13 protein-coding genes are annotated in these 15178 nt (G+C 68.6%); 7 read left to right on the top strand and 6 right to left on the bottom strand.

What is annotated here, in order from left to right; all coding sequences use genetic code 11:
• Positions 1-2: 2 nt before the first annotated feature.
• Positions 3-785, bottom strand: a complete 783-nt coding sequence (locus ACSFA7_RS07990) for a helix-turn-helix transcriptional regulator (RefSeq protein ID WP_435498915.1) — start codon at positions 783-785, stop codon at positions 3-5.
• 81 nt (positions 786-866) lie between these two features.
• Between ACSFA7_RS07990 and ACSFA7_RS07985 the strand changes: the two genes are divergently transcribed.
• From ACSFA7_RS07985 to ACSFA7_RS07975, 3 genes are read left to right on the top strand one after another with little or no spacing between them, the layout of a single operon-like run.
• Positions 867-2630: an FAD-dependent monooxygenase gene (locus ACSFA7_RS07985; protein WP_435498914.1), complete on the top strand. Its 1764-nt coding sequence runs from the start codon at positions 867-869 to the stop codon at positions 2628-2630.
• Positions 2627-2860, top strand: a complete 234-nt coding sequence (locus ACSFA7_RS07980) for a hypothetical protein (protein ID WP_435498913.1) — start codon at positions 2627-2629, stop codon at positions 2858-2860. The genes ACSFA7_RS07985 and ACSFA7_RS07980 overlap by 4 nt, the downstream gene beginning before the upstream one ends.
• A 3-nt stretch (positions 2861-2863) precedes the next feature.
• On the top strand, positions 2864-3838 hold the full coding sequence (locus ACSFA7_RS07975; RefSeq protein WP_307687524.1) for a Bug family tripartite tricarboxylate transporter substrate binding protein: 975 nt from the start codon (positions 2864-2866) through the stop codon (positions 3836-3838).
• A 21-nt stretch (positions 3839-3859) separates the two neighbouring features.
• Here the strand turns inward: ACSFA7_RS07975 and ACSFA7_RS07970 are convergent, their stop codons facing one another.
• The 3 genes from ACSFA7_RS07970 to ACSFA7_RS07960 are packed head-to-tail and all read right to left on the bottom strand — an operon-like array spanning position 3860 to position 6099.
• Positions 3860-5065, bottom strand: coding sequence for a toxin-antitoxin system YwqK family antitoxin (locus ACSFA7_RS07970; RefSeq protein ID WP_435498912.1), 1206 nt, complete (start codon positions 5063-5065; stop codon positions 3860-3862).
• An 8-nt stretch (positions 5066-5073) separates the two neighbouring features.
• Positions 5074-5679 (bottom strand): MarC family protein, encoded by a 606-nt coding sequence (locus ACSFA7_RS07965; protein WP_435498911.1) that lies wholly within the window; start codon positions 5677-5679, stop codon positions 5074-5076.
• 6 nt (positions 5680-5685) lie between these two features.
• Positions 5686-6099, bottom strand: a complete 414-nt coding sequence (locus ACSFA7_RS07960; RefSeq protein WP_435498910.1) for a VOC family protein — start codon at positions 6097-6099, stop codon at positions 5686-5688.
• Between the two features lie 112 nt (positions 6100-6211).
• On the opposite strand from ACSFA7_RS07960, the gene ACSFA7_RS07955 reads away from it, so the two are divergent.
• From ACSFA7_RS07955 to ACSFA7_RS07940, 4 genes are all read left to right on the top strand, one after another.
• Positions 6212-7381, top strand: coding sequence for a TraB/GumN family protein (locus ACSFA7_RS07955; RefSeq protein ID WP_435498909.1), 1170 nt, complete (start codon positions 6212-6214; stop codon positions 7379-7381).
• 11 nt (positions 7382-7392) lie between these two features.
• Positions 7393-7764 (top strand): DUF2946 family protein, encoded by a 372-nt coding sequence (locus ACSFA7_RS07950; RefSeq protein ID WP_435498908.1) that lies wholly within the window; start codon positions 7393-7395, stop codon positions 7762-7764.
• Positions 7765-7879: 115 nt separating this feature from the next.
• A complete protein-coding gene (locus tag ACSFA7_RS07945; RefSeq protein ID WP_435498907.1) occupies positions 7880-10174 on the top strand; it encodes a TonB-dependent receptor in 2295 nt (764 codons plus the stop codon).
• 31 nt (positions 10175-10205) lie between these two features.
• Positions 10206-11117, top strand: a complete 912-nt coding sequence (locus ACSFA7_RS07940; RefSeq protein WP_435498906.1) for a copper chaperone PCu(A)C domain-containing protein — start codon at positions 10206-10208, stop codon at positions 11115-11117.
• Between the two features lie 9 nt (positions 11118-11126).
• Here the strand turns inward: ACSFA7_RS07940 and ACSFA7_RS07935 are convergent, their stop codons facing one another.
• Together ACSFA7_RS07935 and ACSFA7_RS07930 are read right to left on the bottom strand one after the other, a co-directional pair.
• Positions 11127-12902, bottom strand: coding sequence for a phospholipase D family protein (locus ACSFA7_RS07935; protein WP_435498905.1), 1776 nt, complete (start codon positions 12900-12902; stop codon positions 11127-11129).
• A 104-nt stretch (positions 12903-13006) separates the two neighbouring features.
• A complete protein-coding gene (locus tag ACSFA7_RS07930; RefSeq protein ID WP_435498904.1) occupies positions 13007-14905 on the bottom strand; it encodes an ATP-binding cassette domain-containing protein in 1899 nt (632 codons plus the stop codon).
• Between the last annotated feature and the right edge of the window lie 273 nt (positions 14906-15178).

Below are 15178 nucleotides of genomic sequence, written 5' to 3'. Positions count from 1 at the left end.
CGCTACGCGTCTGCCGTGGCGCGCAGCAGCAGCTCTTTCTGCGAACGGATCCCCAGCCGCCGGAAGGCCCGGTACTGGTGCGTGCGCACGGTGGTCAGCTCCACGCCGATCTCGCGCGCCGCCTCCTTCGCAGTCTTGCCCGCCATCAGGTGGCCGATGACTTCGCGCTCGCGCAGGCTCAACGTCAGCAACCGCGAGGCGAGGGCAGGCGCCACGGACTCCCGCACCGCCATCGCGCTGCGGCCATGCGCCGCGGTGGCATCGGCCAGCAGCGTCGCATGCGCCTCGATCCGCGCGAAGTCGCCCGCATCGAACTCCGGCTGCGCGAGGCTGCGGTAGAAGCTCACCGCCACGCGCTGTCCGGTCGGCAGCAGCAACAGCACCGAGGCGCGTTCGCGGATGCCGACGTCGCCATAGCAGGCCGCGCGGTAGGCCGGGTCGGCTACCTCTTCGGCGCGCTGGTGGCCCAGCCAGAGCTGCGGGCGCTGAGGCAGCTTGCGGGCCGCGAGCCAGGCCATGTTGGGGTCGAGCAGGTCGAAGCGTTGTTCCACATAGCGCTCGGTGGTGCGCTCGGCCGTGCTGCCGTAGCTGCTCGCGGCCGACACCGCTTCAATGCGGCCTGCAGCGCTCACCGCGAACACGGTGCAGAAGGTCACCGGCATCACGCGCTGCATCGCCTTGAGATAGCTCGTGGCAAGGTGCGGCGTGCCCACGCCGGAGAGCACGTCGCCGACGACGGCCGCGGCCAGTGCCGCGTCGGTGGGGTGGATGCGCCAGCGTCTCATGCGTTCGGGTGAATCGAGGGTAAGTACTTCATACGAAGTTATGACATTGGCGGCCGCCGTGCATCGGGACAATCCCGTTGCATGACGAACCCCACCGTTGTTGTTGCCGCCGATGCCGCGAGCGGCCCCGTGCCGCCGACCCTGAGTGCGAACGAATTGCCGCCGTCGGTCGGCGCCTTCGACTACACGCGCTACAAGGTCTGGACGCCGCCGCTGGAGGCCGATGGCATCGAGCCCGGCCGCCACCCGGTCGTGATCGCAGGCGGCGGGCCGGTCGGCATGGCGCTCGCGCTGGGGCTCGCGAACCACGGCGTGCGCTGCGTGATCCTCGAGGCCGACGACACCGTGTGCGTCGGCAGCCGCGCGGCCTGCATCTCGCGGCGCAGCCTGGAGATCATGGAGCGGCTCGGCGTGCGCGAGGCGTTCATGGCCAAGGGCCTGCCATGGACCGGCGGCCGCAGCTACTACAAGACCGCCGAGGTGTTCCGCTTCGAGATGCCGCACGACGCGCAGCAGAAGCTGCCGCCGATGATCAACCTGGAGCAGTACTACGCCGAGCACTACCTGCTCGAAGAGATCTTCCGCCGCAACGAGGCGACGCCGGGGCTCATCGACATCCGCTGGGGTACCGAGCTCACGGGCCTCTCGCAGGACGACGGCGGCGTGACGCTCGACGTGCGCAACGCCGAGGGCAGCTACCGCCTGCACGGCCAATGGCTTGCCGCCTGCGACGGCGGCCAGAGCTTCGTGCGCAAGGCGCTCGGCCTCTCGCTCGAAGGCACGGGCTACGAAGGCCGCTACGTGATCATCGACATCGAGCTGCACAGCGACCATCCGACCGAACGCCGCGCGTGGTTCGACCCGCCGTGGAACCCGGGCTCGACCGTGCTGATGCACCGCCAGCCCGACGACATCTGGCGCATCGACTACCAGCTGCGCGCGGGCCAGGGCACCGAAGAGGCGCTGCAGCCCGCGGCCGTGGCCGAGTTCGTGCAGCGCCATCTCGATGCGATCGGCGAAGGGCACCTGCCCTGGAAGACGGTGTGGACCTCGGTCTATCGCGCCGGCGCGATGACGCTCGATAGCTACCGCCACGGCCGCGTCGTGTTCGCGGGCAACGCGGCGCATGCGATGCCGATCTTCGGCGTGCGCGGACTCAACTCGGGCTTCGACGATGCGGACAACCTGGCGTGGAAGCTGGCGCTGGTCGCGCGCGGCGTGTCGGATGCGGCGCTGCTCGATTCGTACTCGCAGGAGCGCATCGCGGCCTTCCACGTCAACGCGGAAAACGCGATGCGCAGCACGGAATTCATGTCGCCGCCTTCGCGCGGCTTCGACCTGCTGCGCGAAGCGGCGCTGTCGCTGTCGGAAGCGCACCGCGGCATCGCGCAACTGATCAATCCGCGGCAGACGCAGGCCGTGCGCTACGCTGAATCGCCGTTGTCGAGCGAGGGCGATGCGTTGCCCGCAGGTCCGCTGCCGGGCGAGGTGATGCCGGAGCAGCAACTCGAACAAGGCCATCTCACCGACCTGATTGCGCCGGTCTTCACGCTGCTGGTATTGCGGCCGAATGCCAGTGCCGTGCAACTGCGCGAGGACGATGTGAAGCAGGCGCAGCCACGCGCGTTGCCTTTTGCCATTCGCACCATCGCCGCCCCGGGCATCGACGGTGCAGATGCGCAAGCGAACCCCGCCGTCTTCGAAGCGCTCGGCGCGCGCGACGGCGCCGTCTACCTGCTGCGCCCCGACGGCCACGTGGCCGCGCGCTGGCATCGCATGCCGCTTGGCGCATTGCAAGGCGCGCTGTCCCGTGCCGCCGTTTCACTGGAGCCCATCGCCGCATGAGCAACACCGCATCTCTCCATCCCGACGCCCGCGACCGGCTCTACGCCGACTGCGCGCGCGCCATCACCGAAGCGGGCGCCGAGCGCGAATCGCTGTTCCTCGCACGCCTGGCGCTGCTGCTGTTCGAGCAGGTCGGCGACGAGGCGCGCTGCCGCACCGCGCTCGCCGACGCGCTGCGTGCGCTGCCCGTACCATCGCTTTCCGCAACCCAACTACAACCAGGAGACTGATCCATGGATCGCCGCACCCTTCTCGCCACGCTCGCCTCCGGCGCCGCCGTGGCCGCTTCGCCCTTCGCCCATGCACAGGAGTACCCCGCGCAACTCATCAAGTGGGTCGTGCCGTATCCGGCGGGCGGCGGCACCGACGTGATCGCGCGGGTGCTGGCCGAAGCCATGCGCCAGACGCTGGGCCAGCAGATCGTGGTGGACAACCGCCCGGGCGCCTCGACCAACATCGGCGCCGACATCGTCGCCAAGAGCAAGCCCGACGGCTACACGATCCTCTCGGCCGACAACGCGGTGCTGGCCTTCAACGAGCACCTGTTCAGCAAGCTGCCGTTCAGCCCCGAGAAAGACTTCACCTACATCGGCGCCATCGGCAAGTTCCCGCTCGCGCTGGTGGTGCACCCGGACTTCCCGGCAAAGAACTTCAAGGAGTTCCTGGCCTACGTGAAGGCCAACCCCGGCAAGGTCAACTACGCCTCGCCCGGCAACGGCTCGCCGCACCACCTGGCGATGGAAATGTTCAAGGTGCGCACCGGCACCTTCATCACCCATATCCCGTACCGCGGCGCCGCACCCGCGATGGCCGACGTGATGGGCGGGCAGGTGCCCTGCATGTTCCTGGACCTGGCCTCGGGCCTGCCGATCATGCAGAGCAACAAGGTGCGCGTGCTGGCCATCGGCTCGGGTGCGCGCAGCAAGCCGCTGCCCAACGTGCCGACGCTGGCCGAAGTGGGCGTGCCCAACACCGAGGTGTTCGCGTTCCAGGGCATCCTCGGTCCGGCGGGCCTCTCGCCCGCGGTGGTGAACAAGCTCAACGGCGACCTAAACAAGGCCTTCGGTACGCCCGCCGTGCAGAAGCGCTTCGACGATTTCGGGATGGAAGCGATGCCCGGCACGCCGGCGCAGTTCGCGGCGCTGTCGCGTGCGGAATCGAAGCGCTGGGGGCCGATCATCAAGCAGGCTGGCATCAAGCTGGACTGACGCTCGCCGCGAAGGCCTCGCCTATTGCGTGAAGGCTTTTCGCGAGCCGTCTTCGAAAACCTCGTCGTCGCGCTGCAGGTCGCCGTTCTCGTCCCAGGCGCGCTCGCGCGTCACCCGGCCCTTGGGATCGAAGTGCGATTCGGCCAGCAGCGTGCCTTTTTCGCTGAAGCGCTGGTGCGTGCCGATGGGCACCTGCCGGCTGCGGCCCGGCGCGAGATAGCGGCCCTGCGCGGCGCGCTGGCCGCTGTCGTAGAACTCGGTGACCTCGACCACGCGCGCCGTGCCGGTCCCGCTGTACACGGCCTTGCTGCGCGGCTGGCCATTCAGATAGAAACCGTCGTCGCGCAGCGGCTCGCCCACGGGCGTCCAGCGCTGGTCGCGCACCACGGTGCCTTTTTCGGAGAACTCCTGCTCGCGCTGCCGGATGGCGGTGCGTTCGGCCAGCAGCCACACGGTCTCGCGGCGCTTCACGCCTTCCGATGAAAAGCTGCGCTCGATGCGCTGGTTGCCGGTGGTCTCGTCGAGCGTCGAGGGCTTGCCGTTGTCGTAGAACTCCTGGCTGCGCACGCGCTTGCCCGCAAGGTACGACACCCGCGAGCGCAGCGTGCCGCGCGCATCGAACAGGTCGACCTGCGATGGGCCGCCGCTCGTGAAACCGCACAGCTTCGCGTCGTCGGCCACCGGCGCCAGCACCGGCGCCTCGCCGCAGCGCAGCATCGACATCTGGCCGCGCTCGGTGAATTCGACAACAGCGCGCTCGGGGCCGGCGCCGGTGTTGGGGTGGAAAGTGGCGCGCCGCAGTTGGCCGCCGGGGTAGAAGCTGCGCACCAGCCCGCGCTCCTGGCCATCGTCGTAGACGGCTTCGCGCAGCACCTGGCCGGCGGGCGAGAACTCGCGGGCGCGCCCCTGCATGTTGCCCTTGGCGTTGATGGTGTGTTCGCGCGCGAGCTTGCCCTTTTCGTAGAAGCGCACCAGGCCCATGAAGACGCCGTTCTGCACCTGCTGCTCGCGCTGGAGTTCGCCGGTGGTGCCGTCCTTGCAGCGCATGAGGCCGGTCTTGCCGGCCGTGGTACTGCCGTTGGAAGGGCTCACGCTCTGGCCGTTGAGTTCGCAGACCTGCACCGCGTGGGCGGCGTTCGCGCCGAAGAGGAACGGCAGCGGAATCAGGGTGGTCAGCGTGAGCCGGAAGATCCGGGCTGCCACGTGGGGCTCCGCGAAGAAGGGCATGTGGACAGCTACCTCCCCATTTCCGACGCCAGGAGCTTGACGCCGCGGATCATCATCTCGACCGACACGGCCACCAGGATCAGCCCCATCAGCCGCTCGAAGGCCAGCACCAGGCGCTCGCCGACCAGCCGCTGGATGCGCTCGGCCAGCACCAGCACGATGGCGCACACCGCCATGGTGACGCTGAGCGCGGCCACCCATTCGAGGCGCCGCTCGGGCGCCTGCGACACCAGCAGCATCACCGTGGCCAACGCCGAGGGGCCGGCCAGCGCGGGCACGGCGAGCGGCACGATCAGCGGCTCTTCGGTCGGTGCCGCGACAGGGACCGGGCCATGCTCGGGCGGAAAGATCATGCGCAGCGCGATCAGGAACATCACCACCCCGCCCGCGATCTGCAGCGAGAGGCCCGACAGGCCCATCACTCGCAGGAACCCGTCGCCCACGAACATGAAGCCCAGCAGCAGCGCGAAGGCGATCAGCACCTCGCGCATGATGACCCAGGTGCGCCGCTCGGGCGCCACGCCCTTGAGCGCATTGGCAAAGATCGGGATGTTGCCCAGCGGATCGGTGATCAGCAGCAGCAACACGGTGGCCGATGCGAAGGTGTATCCCACGTGTCTTTACTTGTCGTAGATCGTGGCCAGGGAACGGAAGCCCTTGACCTCGATCGGATTGCCGAAGGGGTCGCAGAAGAACATCGTCCACTGCTCGCCCGGCTGCCCTTCGAAGCGTACCTGGGGTTCGAGCACGAAATCGGTGTTGGCGGCCTCGAGCCGCTTTGCCAGCGCCTGCCAGTCGGGCAGGGCCAGCGCGAGGCCGAAGTGCGGCATCGGGACCATCACGTCGCCGACGCGGCCGGTGCGCGCGGTGGCGAAGGGCTCGCCCAGGTGGAGCGAGATCTGGTGGCCGAAGAAATCGAAATCGACCCAGGTGTCAGTGCTGCGGCCTTCGGCGCAACCGAGGACGTCGCCGTAGAAGCGGCGCGCACCGTCGAGGTCACGCACGTGAAAGGCAAGGTGGAAGATGCTCTGCATGGTTTCGGATTATGGGCAGCGGTGCTGTGAGAATGCCGGACTTTCTTTCATCCTGGAGCAGGCCTTGCGGATACGCCGGATCCTCTCTGCGCTCAAGCGCACCACTGATTTATTGGCTCCTGTACGCCTTGCGCGCCAGGTCCTGGCGGGCGCCCTCTGCGTGTTCGCGTTCGCAGCGCAGGCGGCCGACTGTCCGCCCTCGGCCATTGCCAGCCTCGCCAAGCTGGGCCCGGGCGTGCGCAACGGCGTCGACCGGGGTCTGCTCTGGCGCATCGAGCGCGACGGGCGCACCTCCTGGCTCTACGGCACGATCCACATCGGCCGCGCCGAATGGGTCCGGCCAGGCCCCACCGTGCAGAAGGCGCTGGCGCAGAGCGACACGCTCGCGCTGGAGATCGATGCGCGGGACGAAGCCACCGCCCGGTTCATGGGCCAGCCGGCCGATCCGGCCCTTCTGGCACGCATGCTCAGCGGCGAACGCGCACGCCGGCTCGACCGCCAGAACGCCGAGGCTTGCGTGCCGCCCGGCGCCACGGCGAAGCTGCAGCCCATCCTGCAGGTGTCGACGTTGGCCGGCCTGGTGGCGCGCGCCGACGGGCTGTACCCCGAGTTCGGCGTCGACGAGACGATGGCGGTGTCCGCCCGCAATGCCAACAAGCCGATCTTCGCGCTGGAGAGCGCGGCCGCCCAGGTGAAGGCGCTGACCGGCGATTCCGAAGCGGAGGAAGCCGAGCAGGTCGATGCGGCGCTCGACGAGCTGGAGTCGGGCAAGCTGCGCGGGCAGATGAAGGAGCTGGCCGATGTCTGGGCGCGCAGCGACGCCGACAAGCTGGCCCGCTACGCCGACTGGTGCGACTGCCTTCGCACCCCCGCCGAGCAGCGGCTCATGAAGCGCCTGCTGGACGACCGCAACCCGGGGCTGGCCGACGGCATCGAGCGCCTGCATGCGGGCGGCAAGGGCGTGTTCGCGGCGGTCGGCGCGCTGCACATGATCGGCCCGCAGGGGCTGCCGGCGCTGATGGCGACGCGCGGCTTCACCGTGACGCCGGTACTCACCAGCGCGCAGGCCCAGACGGCGGTGCCGATGCCGGCGCTGTCGGCGCCCGAGCCGGCGCCGCGCGCTGCGCGCGGCGGCAAGGCGGTGAAGGGACAGAAGGGGCAGAAAGTCCAGAAGGGGGCGAAATCTTCGAAGGCCGCACCTGCGCCCAAGGGCGCCAAGGCCCCGGCCAAGGCGGCGCCCCGCGCGGCCGCAGCGGCTCCCAAGGGCAAAGTGCGCAGATAATCGCGACCGCCATGCACCTGCAGCGCCCCCACCCCCGCGTCCTCGGCCAGATCGGCCGTTGGGTGCTGCTGTGGTTCATGCTGTCGCTGGGCGTGGCGGTGGCGTCGCCCATCGTGCATCCGCAAGCCATGGAGTTGGTGTGCTCCAGCGCCGGCTCCATCAAGGTGGTGGTGCACACCGAAGGCGGTGCGCAGGAAATGGGCGCCTCGCACATGGACTGCCCGCTGTGCGTGCTGACCGGCGCACCGCCGCCGGCCATGGCCCCGGTCTCCTTCGATGTTCCCCTCCCGCTGGGCCGCGTGGTCCAGCCGATTCCCGCCGCGCGCCTTGCCGCGGCCACCACGGCGCCGTTGCCGGCGCGCGGGCCCCCGAGCCTCTCCTGAAGCTTTCCAAACCCTAGCCGTATGCGCCCGATCGAGGGCGCCCGCGGCCTGTCCGGCTTGAAGTTCGTGGAGCAGGTTCCCAGTGAAAAAGCATTCCCGCGCCCTGGCGATCGCCATGGCATTTCCCCTCAGCGCGCCCGTGTGGGCGCAACAGCAGGCCCCGGCCGATGCGCCTGAAGCCGGCACCGGCCGGGCCCTGAGCACGGTCACCGTGAGCGGCGGCCGGCCGACCTCGCTGCCGACACAGATCCCGACCACCATCGAGGGCGTGACGCACGAGCAGATCGCCGAGACCGTCAACGCGACCGATGCCGAAGATGCCCTCAAGTACCTGCCGAGCTTGGTCGTGCGCAAGCGCTACATCGGCGACTTCAACCATGCGGTGCTCGCCACCCGCGCTTCGGGCACGGGCAACAGCGCGCGCTCGATGGTCTATGCGGACGGGATCATGCTGTCGAACCCGTTGGGCAACGGCGCCACCTATGCGCCGCGCTGGGGCATGGTGTCGCCCGAAGAAATCGAACGGGTCGACGTGCTCTACGGGCCGTTCTCGGCCGCGTACCCGGGCAATTCGGTCGGCGCTGTCGTCGACTACGTGACGCGCATGCCCACGCAGCTGGAGGCGCACGTCAAGCTCAGCGGCTTTGCTTCCAACTTCGACCTGTACAACAGCCATTCGTCGCCGGCCGGCCAGCAGCTGGACCTGTCGCTGGGCAGCCGCAGCGGCGACTGGTCGTGGTGGCTCAGCGCCTCGCGCACGCACAGCAAGGGGCAGGCGCTGGTGTTCGGCAACCGGCTGCTCAGCGCCGGTACCGTGGGCAATGCGGGCACGCCGGTCACCGGCGCGGTGCTGGAGCTGAACCCGTCGAACCAGCCGTGGTGGCTGGTGGGCGGCGCCACCCTCTACGACACCACGCAGGAGCAGGCCAAGCTCAAGGTGGCCTACGACTTCTCGCCCACCCTCCGCGCCACCTACACGCTGGGCGCCTGGAACAACACCACGCACGGCGGCGTCGACACCTGGCTGCGCGATGCGTTCGGACGGCCCGTGTATTCGGGGCGGGTGAACATCGCCGGGCGCACCTACAACCTCGACGGGCCCAGCGCCGCGCTGGCGCCGACCGAAACCGCGCTCACCCACTACATGCACGGCCTCTCGGTGAAGAGCCACACCGGCGGCGTGTTCGATTGGGAAGTGGCCGCGAGCCTGTTCGACTATTCGAGCGACACCTCGCGCACGCCGGTGCCGACGAACCCACTGCCGGTTGCGTTCAACGGTGGCCCGGGGCGCACCACCGACATGGGCGGTTCCGGCTGGAACACCTTCAAGGCCGCCGGCACCTGGCGGCCCACCGGCTCGGCCGAAGGCGTGGGCGCGCACGTGGTCGATTTCGGCTTCCAGCAGGACACGGCACGGTTGCGCACCAGCGTCGGCAACACGCTCGACTGGATCAATGGGTCGGCCGTGACGCCGTTCTCGGCCTTCAACGGCAACACCCGGCTGCAGTCGCTCTACGTGCAGGACACCTGGCGCTTCGCGAAGGACTGGAAGACCACGCTGGGCCTGCGCCACGAGCGTTGGGAGGCCTACGGCGGGCAGCTCGGCAACGCGACGCGGCTGCTCGACTTCGCGCCGCGCAGGAACAGCTACGACTCGCCCAAGGCCGCGGTCGCCTGGCAGGCCACGCCCGACTGGCTCTTCAAGGCCTCGACCGGCCGTGCGGTGCGCATGCCCACGGTGAGCGAGCTCTACCAGGGCTCGATCGACGGCAACCGCATCGTCAACACCAACCCGAACCTGCGCCCCGAGCGCTCGTGGACCACCGAGCTCACCGCCGAGCGCGACCTCAAGGGCTGGGGCCTGGACGGCATGCTGCGCACCACGCTGTTCTTCGAGAACACGAAGGACGCGCTCTACAGCCAGGCGCTCAACAACCTGGTGAGCACCGTGCAGAACGTCGATGCCATCCGCACCCGGGGCCTGGAGGTGGCGCTGAACGCGGTCGACGTGGGCGTGAAGGGATTCGACCTCAGCGGCAGCCTCACGCTGACGAACTCGAAGATCACCGCCAACAGCGGCTTCCCCGCGAGCGTCGGGCGCGAGCAGCCGCGCGTGCCCAAGGTGCGCGCCGCGCTGCTCGCGACTTATCGGCCCGATGCCAACTGGAGCTACACCGTCGGCATGCGCTACAGCGGCAAGCAATACGGTTCGCTCGACAACAGCGACCCCAATGGTTTCGCGTACATGGGCTTTTCGAAATTCTTCGTGGTCGACGCGCGCATCCGCTACCGCATCGACCGGCAGTGGAGCGCGGCCTTTGGCATCGACAACCTGAACAACAACAAGTACTGGGCCTTCCACCCGTACCCGCAACGCACCTACGTGGCCGAACTCAAGTTCGACCTTTGACACCTTCATTCATCTGCAAGGACACGACGACATGAACACCCCTCGCTTCAAGATCCAGAAGACCCTCGCCGCCTGCGCCCTGCTGGGTGGGGCGGCTGCCGCGCTGGCGCACGTCACCCTGCCGCCGGGCGGCGTCACCGTCGGCAGCGACTACAACGCCGCCTTCCGCGTCGGCCATGCCTGCGAGGGCGCCACCGCCACCACCGGGCTCGCGGTGCGCCTGCCCAAGGGTTTCGTGCTGACCGACGCCCAGGCGCGCAAGGGCTGGAAGCTCGACGTGCAGAAGAACGCCGGCGACGGCGAAGTGCGTTGGACCGCTGAGACCCCGCAGGACGCGCTGCCGGGCAAGGAGCGCAGCGAATTCGTGCTGCGCGGCAAGGTGCCGGGTACGCCGGGCACGCTGTGGTTCAAGGTGCTGCAGACCTGCGACGTCGGTGTCGCCGATTGGGCCGAAGTGCCGACGTCGGGCAATTCGACCGCAGGGCTCAAGGCGCCGGCCGCGAAGCTCAACGTGGTGGCGCAGGGTGTGGCCACGGTCGACGTGCGTGACGGCTGGGTGCGGCAATCGGTGCCGGGCCAGAGCGGCACGGGCGCCTTCATGAAGCTCACCGCACCCACCGGCGCGAAGCTGGTCGGCATCTCGACGCCCGCGGCCGGCGTGGCCGAGGTGCACGAGATGAAGATGGAAGGCGACACCATGAAGATGCGCGAGCTCGCCGGCGGCCTCGACCTGCCCGCGGGCCAGACCGTCGAACTCAAGCCCGGCGGCTATCACGTGATGATGATGGACCTGAAGGGGGCGCTGGCGAAGGGCGCGACCGTGCCGTTCACCTTGAAGTTCGAAGACGCCAAGGGCGTGAAGACCGCGCTGGACGTGACGCTGCCCGTGGGGGCGCCAGAAGGCGCCGATGCCGGTGGGGCCGCCCACCAGCACAAGCACTGACCGGGCTGACTACAACAGCTGGTCGGGCGCGAGCGGGCCGAAGAGCTTGAGCATCAGGCGCAGCGTGGCGCTGGCGTCGGGCTCGGTGGTTGTGTCCGCGAGGCCGCTGCCTTCGGGGGCGTGCCACACCAGCGCGCCGTTGACCTGTTCGACGTGCCAGGAGCGCTCGCGCATGCCGCGCTCGATCTGCTCTCCGGCCACGCGCGAGAGTTCGTCGCTGCGGATCAGCAGCGCGATCTCGGTGTTCTGAAGTTGGGAGCGCAGGTCGAGGTTCATCGAGCCGACGACCAGCAGCCGCCCGTCCATCACCAGCACCTTGGAGTGCAGCATCGCGCGCGATTCGCCGGTGGCGCTGCTGCCGCCGCCCGAGGAGCCGGAGCCGAAGACCGTGCCGAAGGTGGTCTGCTCGCTGCGCAGTTCGTAGAGCTCGACGCCCATCTTGAGCAGTTCTTCGCGATGGCGCGCGTACCCCACGTGCGCCACCGGCGCGTCGTTCGAGGCCAGCGAATTGGTTAGCACGCGGATCTTCACGCCACGGGCGCGGGCCGCGGCAAAGGCCTGCTTCATGTCCTGGCCGGGCACGAAGTAGGGCGAGATGATGAGGAGCTCGGAGCGCGCCTGGCCGATCAGTTGCAGCAGGCCCTCGACCACGGTGTCGCCGCTGGCGGCCGCGTCCGATGCGGCTTCGAGCGACGCGGTGCGGCGCGAGGGCGGCGACGCTGCATTCGAGGCGCGGGGGGCGCGCCCGGCGTCGGCGGACTGGCTTACCACGAGGCCCGGGTCGCGCGTCGCGCCGGGGCCGGAGTCGGCCGGGATCTTGCCGGGCTGGTCGGCCAGCATCACGGCCGGCGCCCAGACGAAGGTGGCGGTGCGCAGGTCCAGCGGCTTCTCGTCCCAGGCGCGGGCGCGTTGGGCGGCGGTGGGCGGCGCGTCGGGCTTGGGTTTGCTTTCGGGCGCGCCGGGATCGTCCTTCTTCGCTGCCGTGGCTTCGTCGGTCAGTTCCTTGTCTGCCTTGCGCGCGCGGTCGCGGATCTCCTGGAACTCCTCGCGCGAGACCAGCGACTGCACCGGGTAGGCGCGCTCGTTGTTCCAGTAGCTGTCGAAGCTGCGCGAGAGGTCCTGCACGATCGGGCCGGCCGCGAGCACGTCGAGATCGACGAAGTTGCCGGTGGTCGCGTTGCCGAAGTAGGCGTCACCCAGGTTGCGCCCGCCGGTGACGCCGAGCACGTTGTCGGCCAGGAACAGCTTGTTGTGCATCCGCTGCTGGATGCGCGAGGCGTCGCCGATCGAGTTGAAGAGCCGGCTGAAGGTGGAGTCGCGCGAGCCTGCCAGCGGGTTGAACAGGCGCATCTCGATGTTGGGTACGAAGGCCAGGCCCAGCACCAGTGCATCGCGGCCGGTGCTGTGGAAGTCGTCCAGCAGGATGCGCACGCGCACGCCGCGCTCGGCCGCCGCCCGGAGGCCTCGCACGAGGCGGCCCGTACTCGCATCGGCGTGGATGGCGTAGTACTGCAGGTCCAGCGTCTTCTGCGCGCCTTCGATCAGCGCGAGCCGGCTGCCGTACGCGGCGGGTGGGCCGCCCAGCAGCATGAAGCCCGACTCGAAACGGGCCTTGTCGGCCTGCCGGCGCTGGCGGACCAGCGCGCCCAGCGCGGTGTCGTTGGGTGACGCGAGCGCGGTCGTGATGGGGCGGTCGACGTCCTTGGGCAGTTGGGCGCAGGCGCCCAGCAGCAATGCCGCGACGAGCACGGCATATCGGCCGAAGAGCGTGAAGGGTGAGGGCATGCGGCGATTCCCGGGGGATTGGGGTAGCCGCATATATAGCCTAGTCGGCACCCGCCCCGCGTCGGACGGGCGGACGCGAGACGGGGCTTTGGTGCTTGACTTGATTAACGCGCGATGCCCAGTTCTTCCTGGCGCTCCAGGGCGGCGAGCAGTTCCTCGTCGATCTGCGCATGGCGTTCGCTCAGTTCCACGGCGCGCGAAGCGTCGGAAGCATAGATAGCGCCGCCGTCGAGCTCGAGCATCTCGGTGATGCGCTTCTGCTCGGCTTCGAGGGCTTCGATCTGCGCGGGCAGGGCTTCGAGTTCGCGCTGCTCTTTATATGAGAGCTTCTTGCGGGGGGCGGCTGCCTTGGAGGCCGTCTCGGCCGCAGGGGCGGGCGCCGGTGCGGCGGGCGGCGGTGGTGCCGCGGCGAGGCGCTGCTCGGCGATCTCGCGCGCGCGCTTCGACTGGATCAGCCAGTCCTGCACGCTGCCTTCGTACTCGCGCCAGCGGCCGTCGCCCTCGAAGGCGATGGTGCTGGTGACCACGTTGTCGAGGAAGGTCCGGTCATGGCTCACCAGGAACACGGTGCCGTCGTAGTCCTGCAGCAGGCTCTCGAGCAGTTCCAGGGTGTCGATGTCCAGGTCGTTGGTCGGCTCGTCGAGCACCAGCACGTTGGCGGGACGGGCGAACAGGCGGGCCAGCAGCAGGCGGTTGCGCTCGCCGCCACTGAGCGATCGCACAGGGGAGTTGGCGCGCGCGGGGGAGAAGAGGAAGTCGGAGAGATAGCTCTTGACGTGCTTCTTCTGCGAGCCGATCTCGATCCACTCGCTGCCGGGGCTGATGAAGTCTTCCAGCGTGGCGTCCAGGTCGAGCTTGTCGCGCATCTGGTCGAAGTACGCCACCTGCAGGTTGGTGCCGCGGCGGATCTTGCCGCTGTCGGGTTCGAGCTCGCCGAGGATGAGTTTGAGCAGCGTGGTCTTGCCCGCGCCGTTGGGACCGAGCAGGCCGATCTTGTCGCCTCGCAGGATGGTGCCGCTGAAGTTGCGGATGACGGTCTTCTCGCCGAAGGACTTGGTGGCCTCGGTGAGCTCGGCCACGATCTTTCCGCTCGATTGGCCGGAGGCCACGTCCATGTTGACGCTGCCCTGCACCTCGCGACGGGAGACGCGGCTGGCGCGCAGCTCCTGCAGGCGGGTGATGCGGCTCTGGCTGCGGGTGCGGCGGGCTTCGACGCCCTTGCGGATCCAGATTTCCTCTTGCGCAAGGAGTTTGTCGGCCTTGGCGCTGATGACGGCTTCCTGGGCGAGCTGCTCTTCCTTCTGCAGGAGGTATTGCTCGAAGTTGCCGGGGTAGGAACCCAGCTTGCCGCGGTCCAGCTCGACGATGCGGGTGGCGACGCGGTTCAGGAAGCTGCGGTCATGGGTGATGGTGACGACGCTGCCCTTGAAGTCGATCAGCAACTGTTCGAGCCACTCGATGGAGTCGAGGTCCAGGTGATTGGTGGGCTCGTCCAATAGAAGAACGTCCGGGGCGGCCACCAGGGCCTGGGCGAGCGCCACGCGCTTGCGCGTACCGCCGGAGAGGGAGCCGACGCGGGCGTTGCGGTCCAGGTGGAGGCGGTGCAGCGTCTCTTCGACGCGCTGCTCCCAGTTCCAGGCGTCGTAGGCTTCGATCTGCGACTGGAGGGCATCGAGGTCCAGGCCTTCGGCGCCTGACAGATAGAGATCCCGTACGGCGATCACGCTTCCCAGGCCTTGGCTGGCTGCGGTGAATACATCCGCATCCATATCGAGCACCGGCTCTTGCGCAACGTAGGCGACGCGCAGGTTCTGTTGCAGTTGCAGGGTGCCGTCATCGGTCTTTTCCAGGCCTCCCAGTATCTTGAGCATCGACGACTTGCCAGCGCCATTGCGACCGATCAGGCCGATGCGTTCCGATTCAAGAAGAGAGAAGTCCGCATGATCGAGCAGCGGGACGTGACCGAACGCGAGTTGGGCGTCGAGGAGTGTGATGAGTGCCATGTGGCACGGATTATCGGAGGAGCCTCCTCTTCGTCCTGGGGCGGCGCGAAGCGCTGCCCCAGGACGAAGAGGCTCCGATGTCGATTTTGTTCAGCGAGGTCTTGCGAGGCCATGGATTTGGCATATACTCGTGGGCTCGGCTGATGACGCTCATGCAGTGATTCGGTGGTTGCTCTGGAAGGGGTGGTTGCTGAAGAGTTGGTCGATAAAAAAGCTTCTTCGAAGTTGACTGGATTGCAAAAAACAGTGCATAATCGAAGGCTCCGCTGAAAC

It is taken from the genome of Variovorax trehalosi (assembly GCF_051216415.1).
In the GTDB taxonomy this organism is placed as follows: domain Bacteria; phylum Pseudomonadota; class Gammaproteobacteria; order Burkholderiales; family Burkholderiaceae_C; genus Variovorax.
This window is presented reverse-complemented; position numbering and strand designations above follow the sequence as displayed.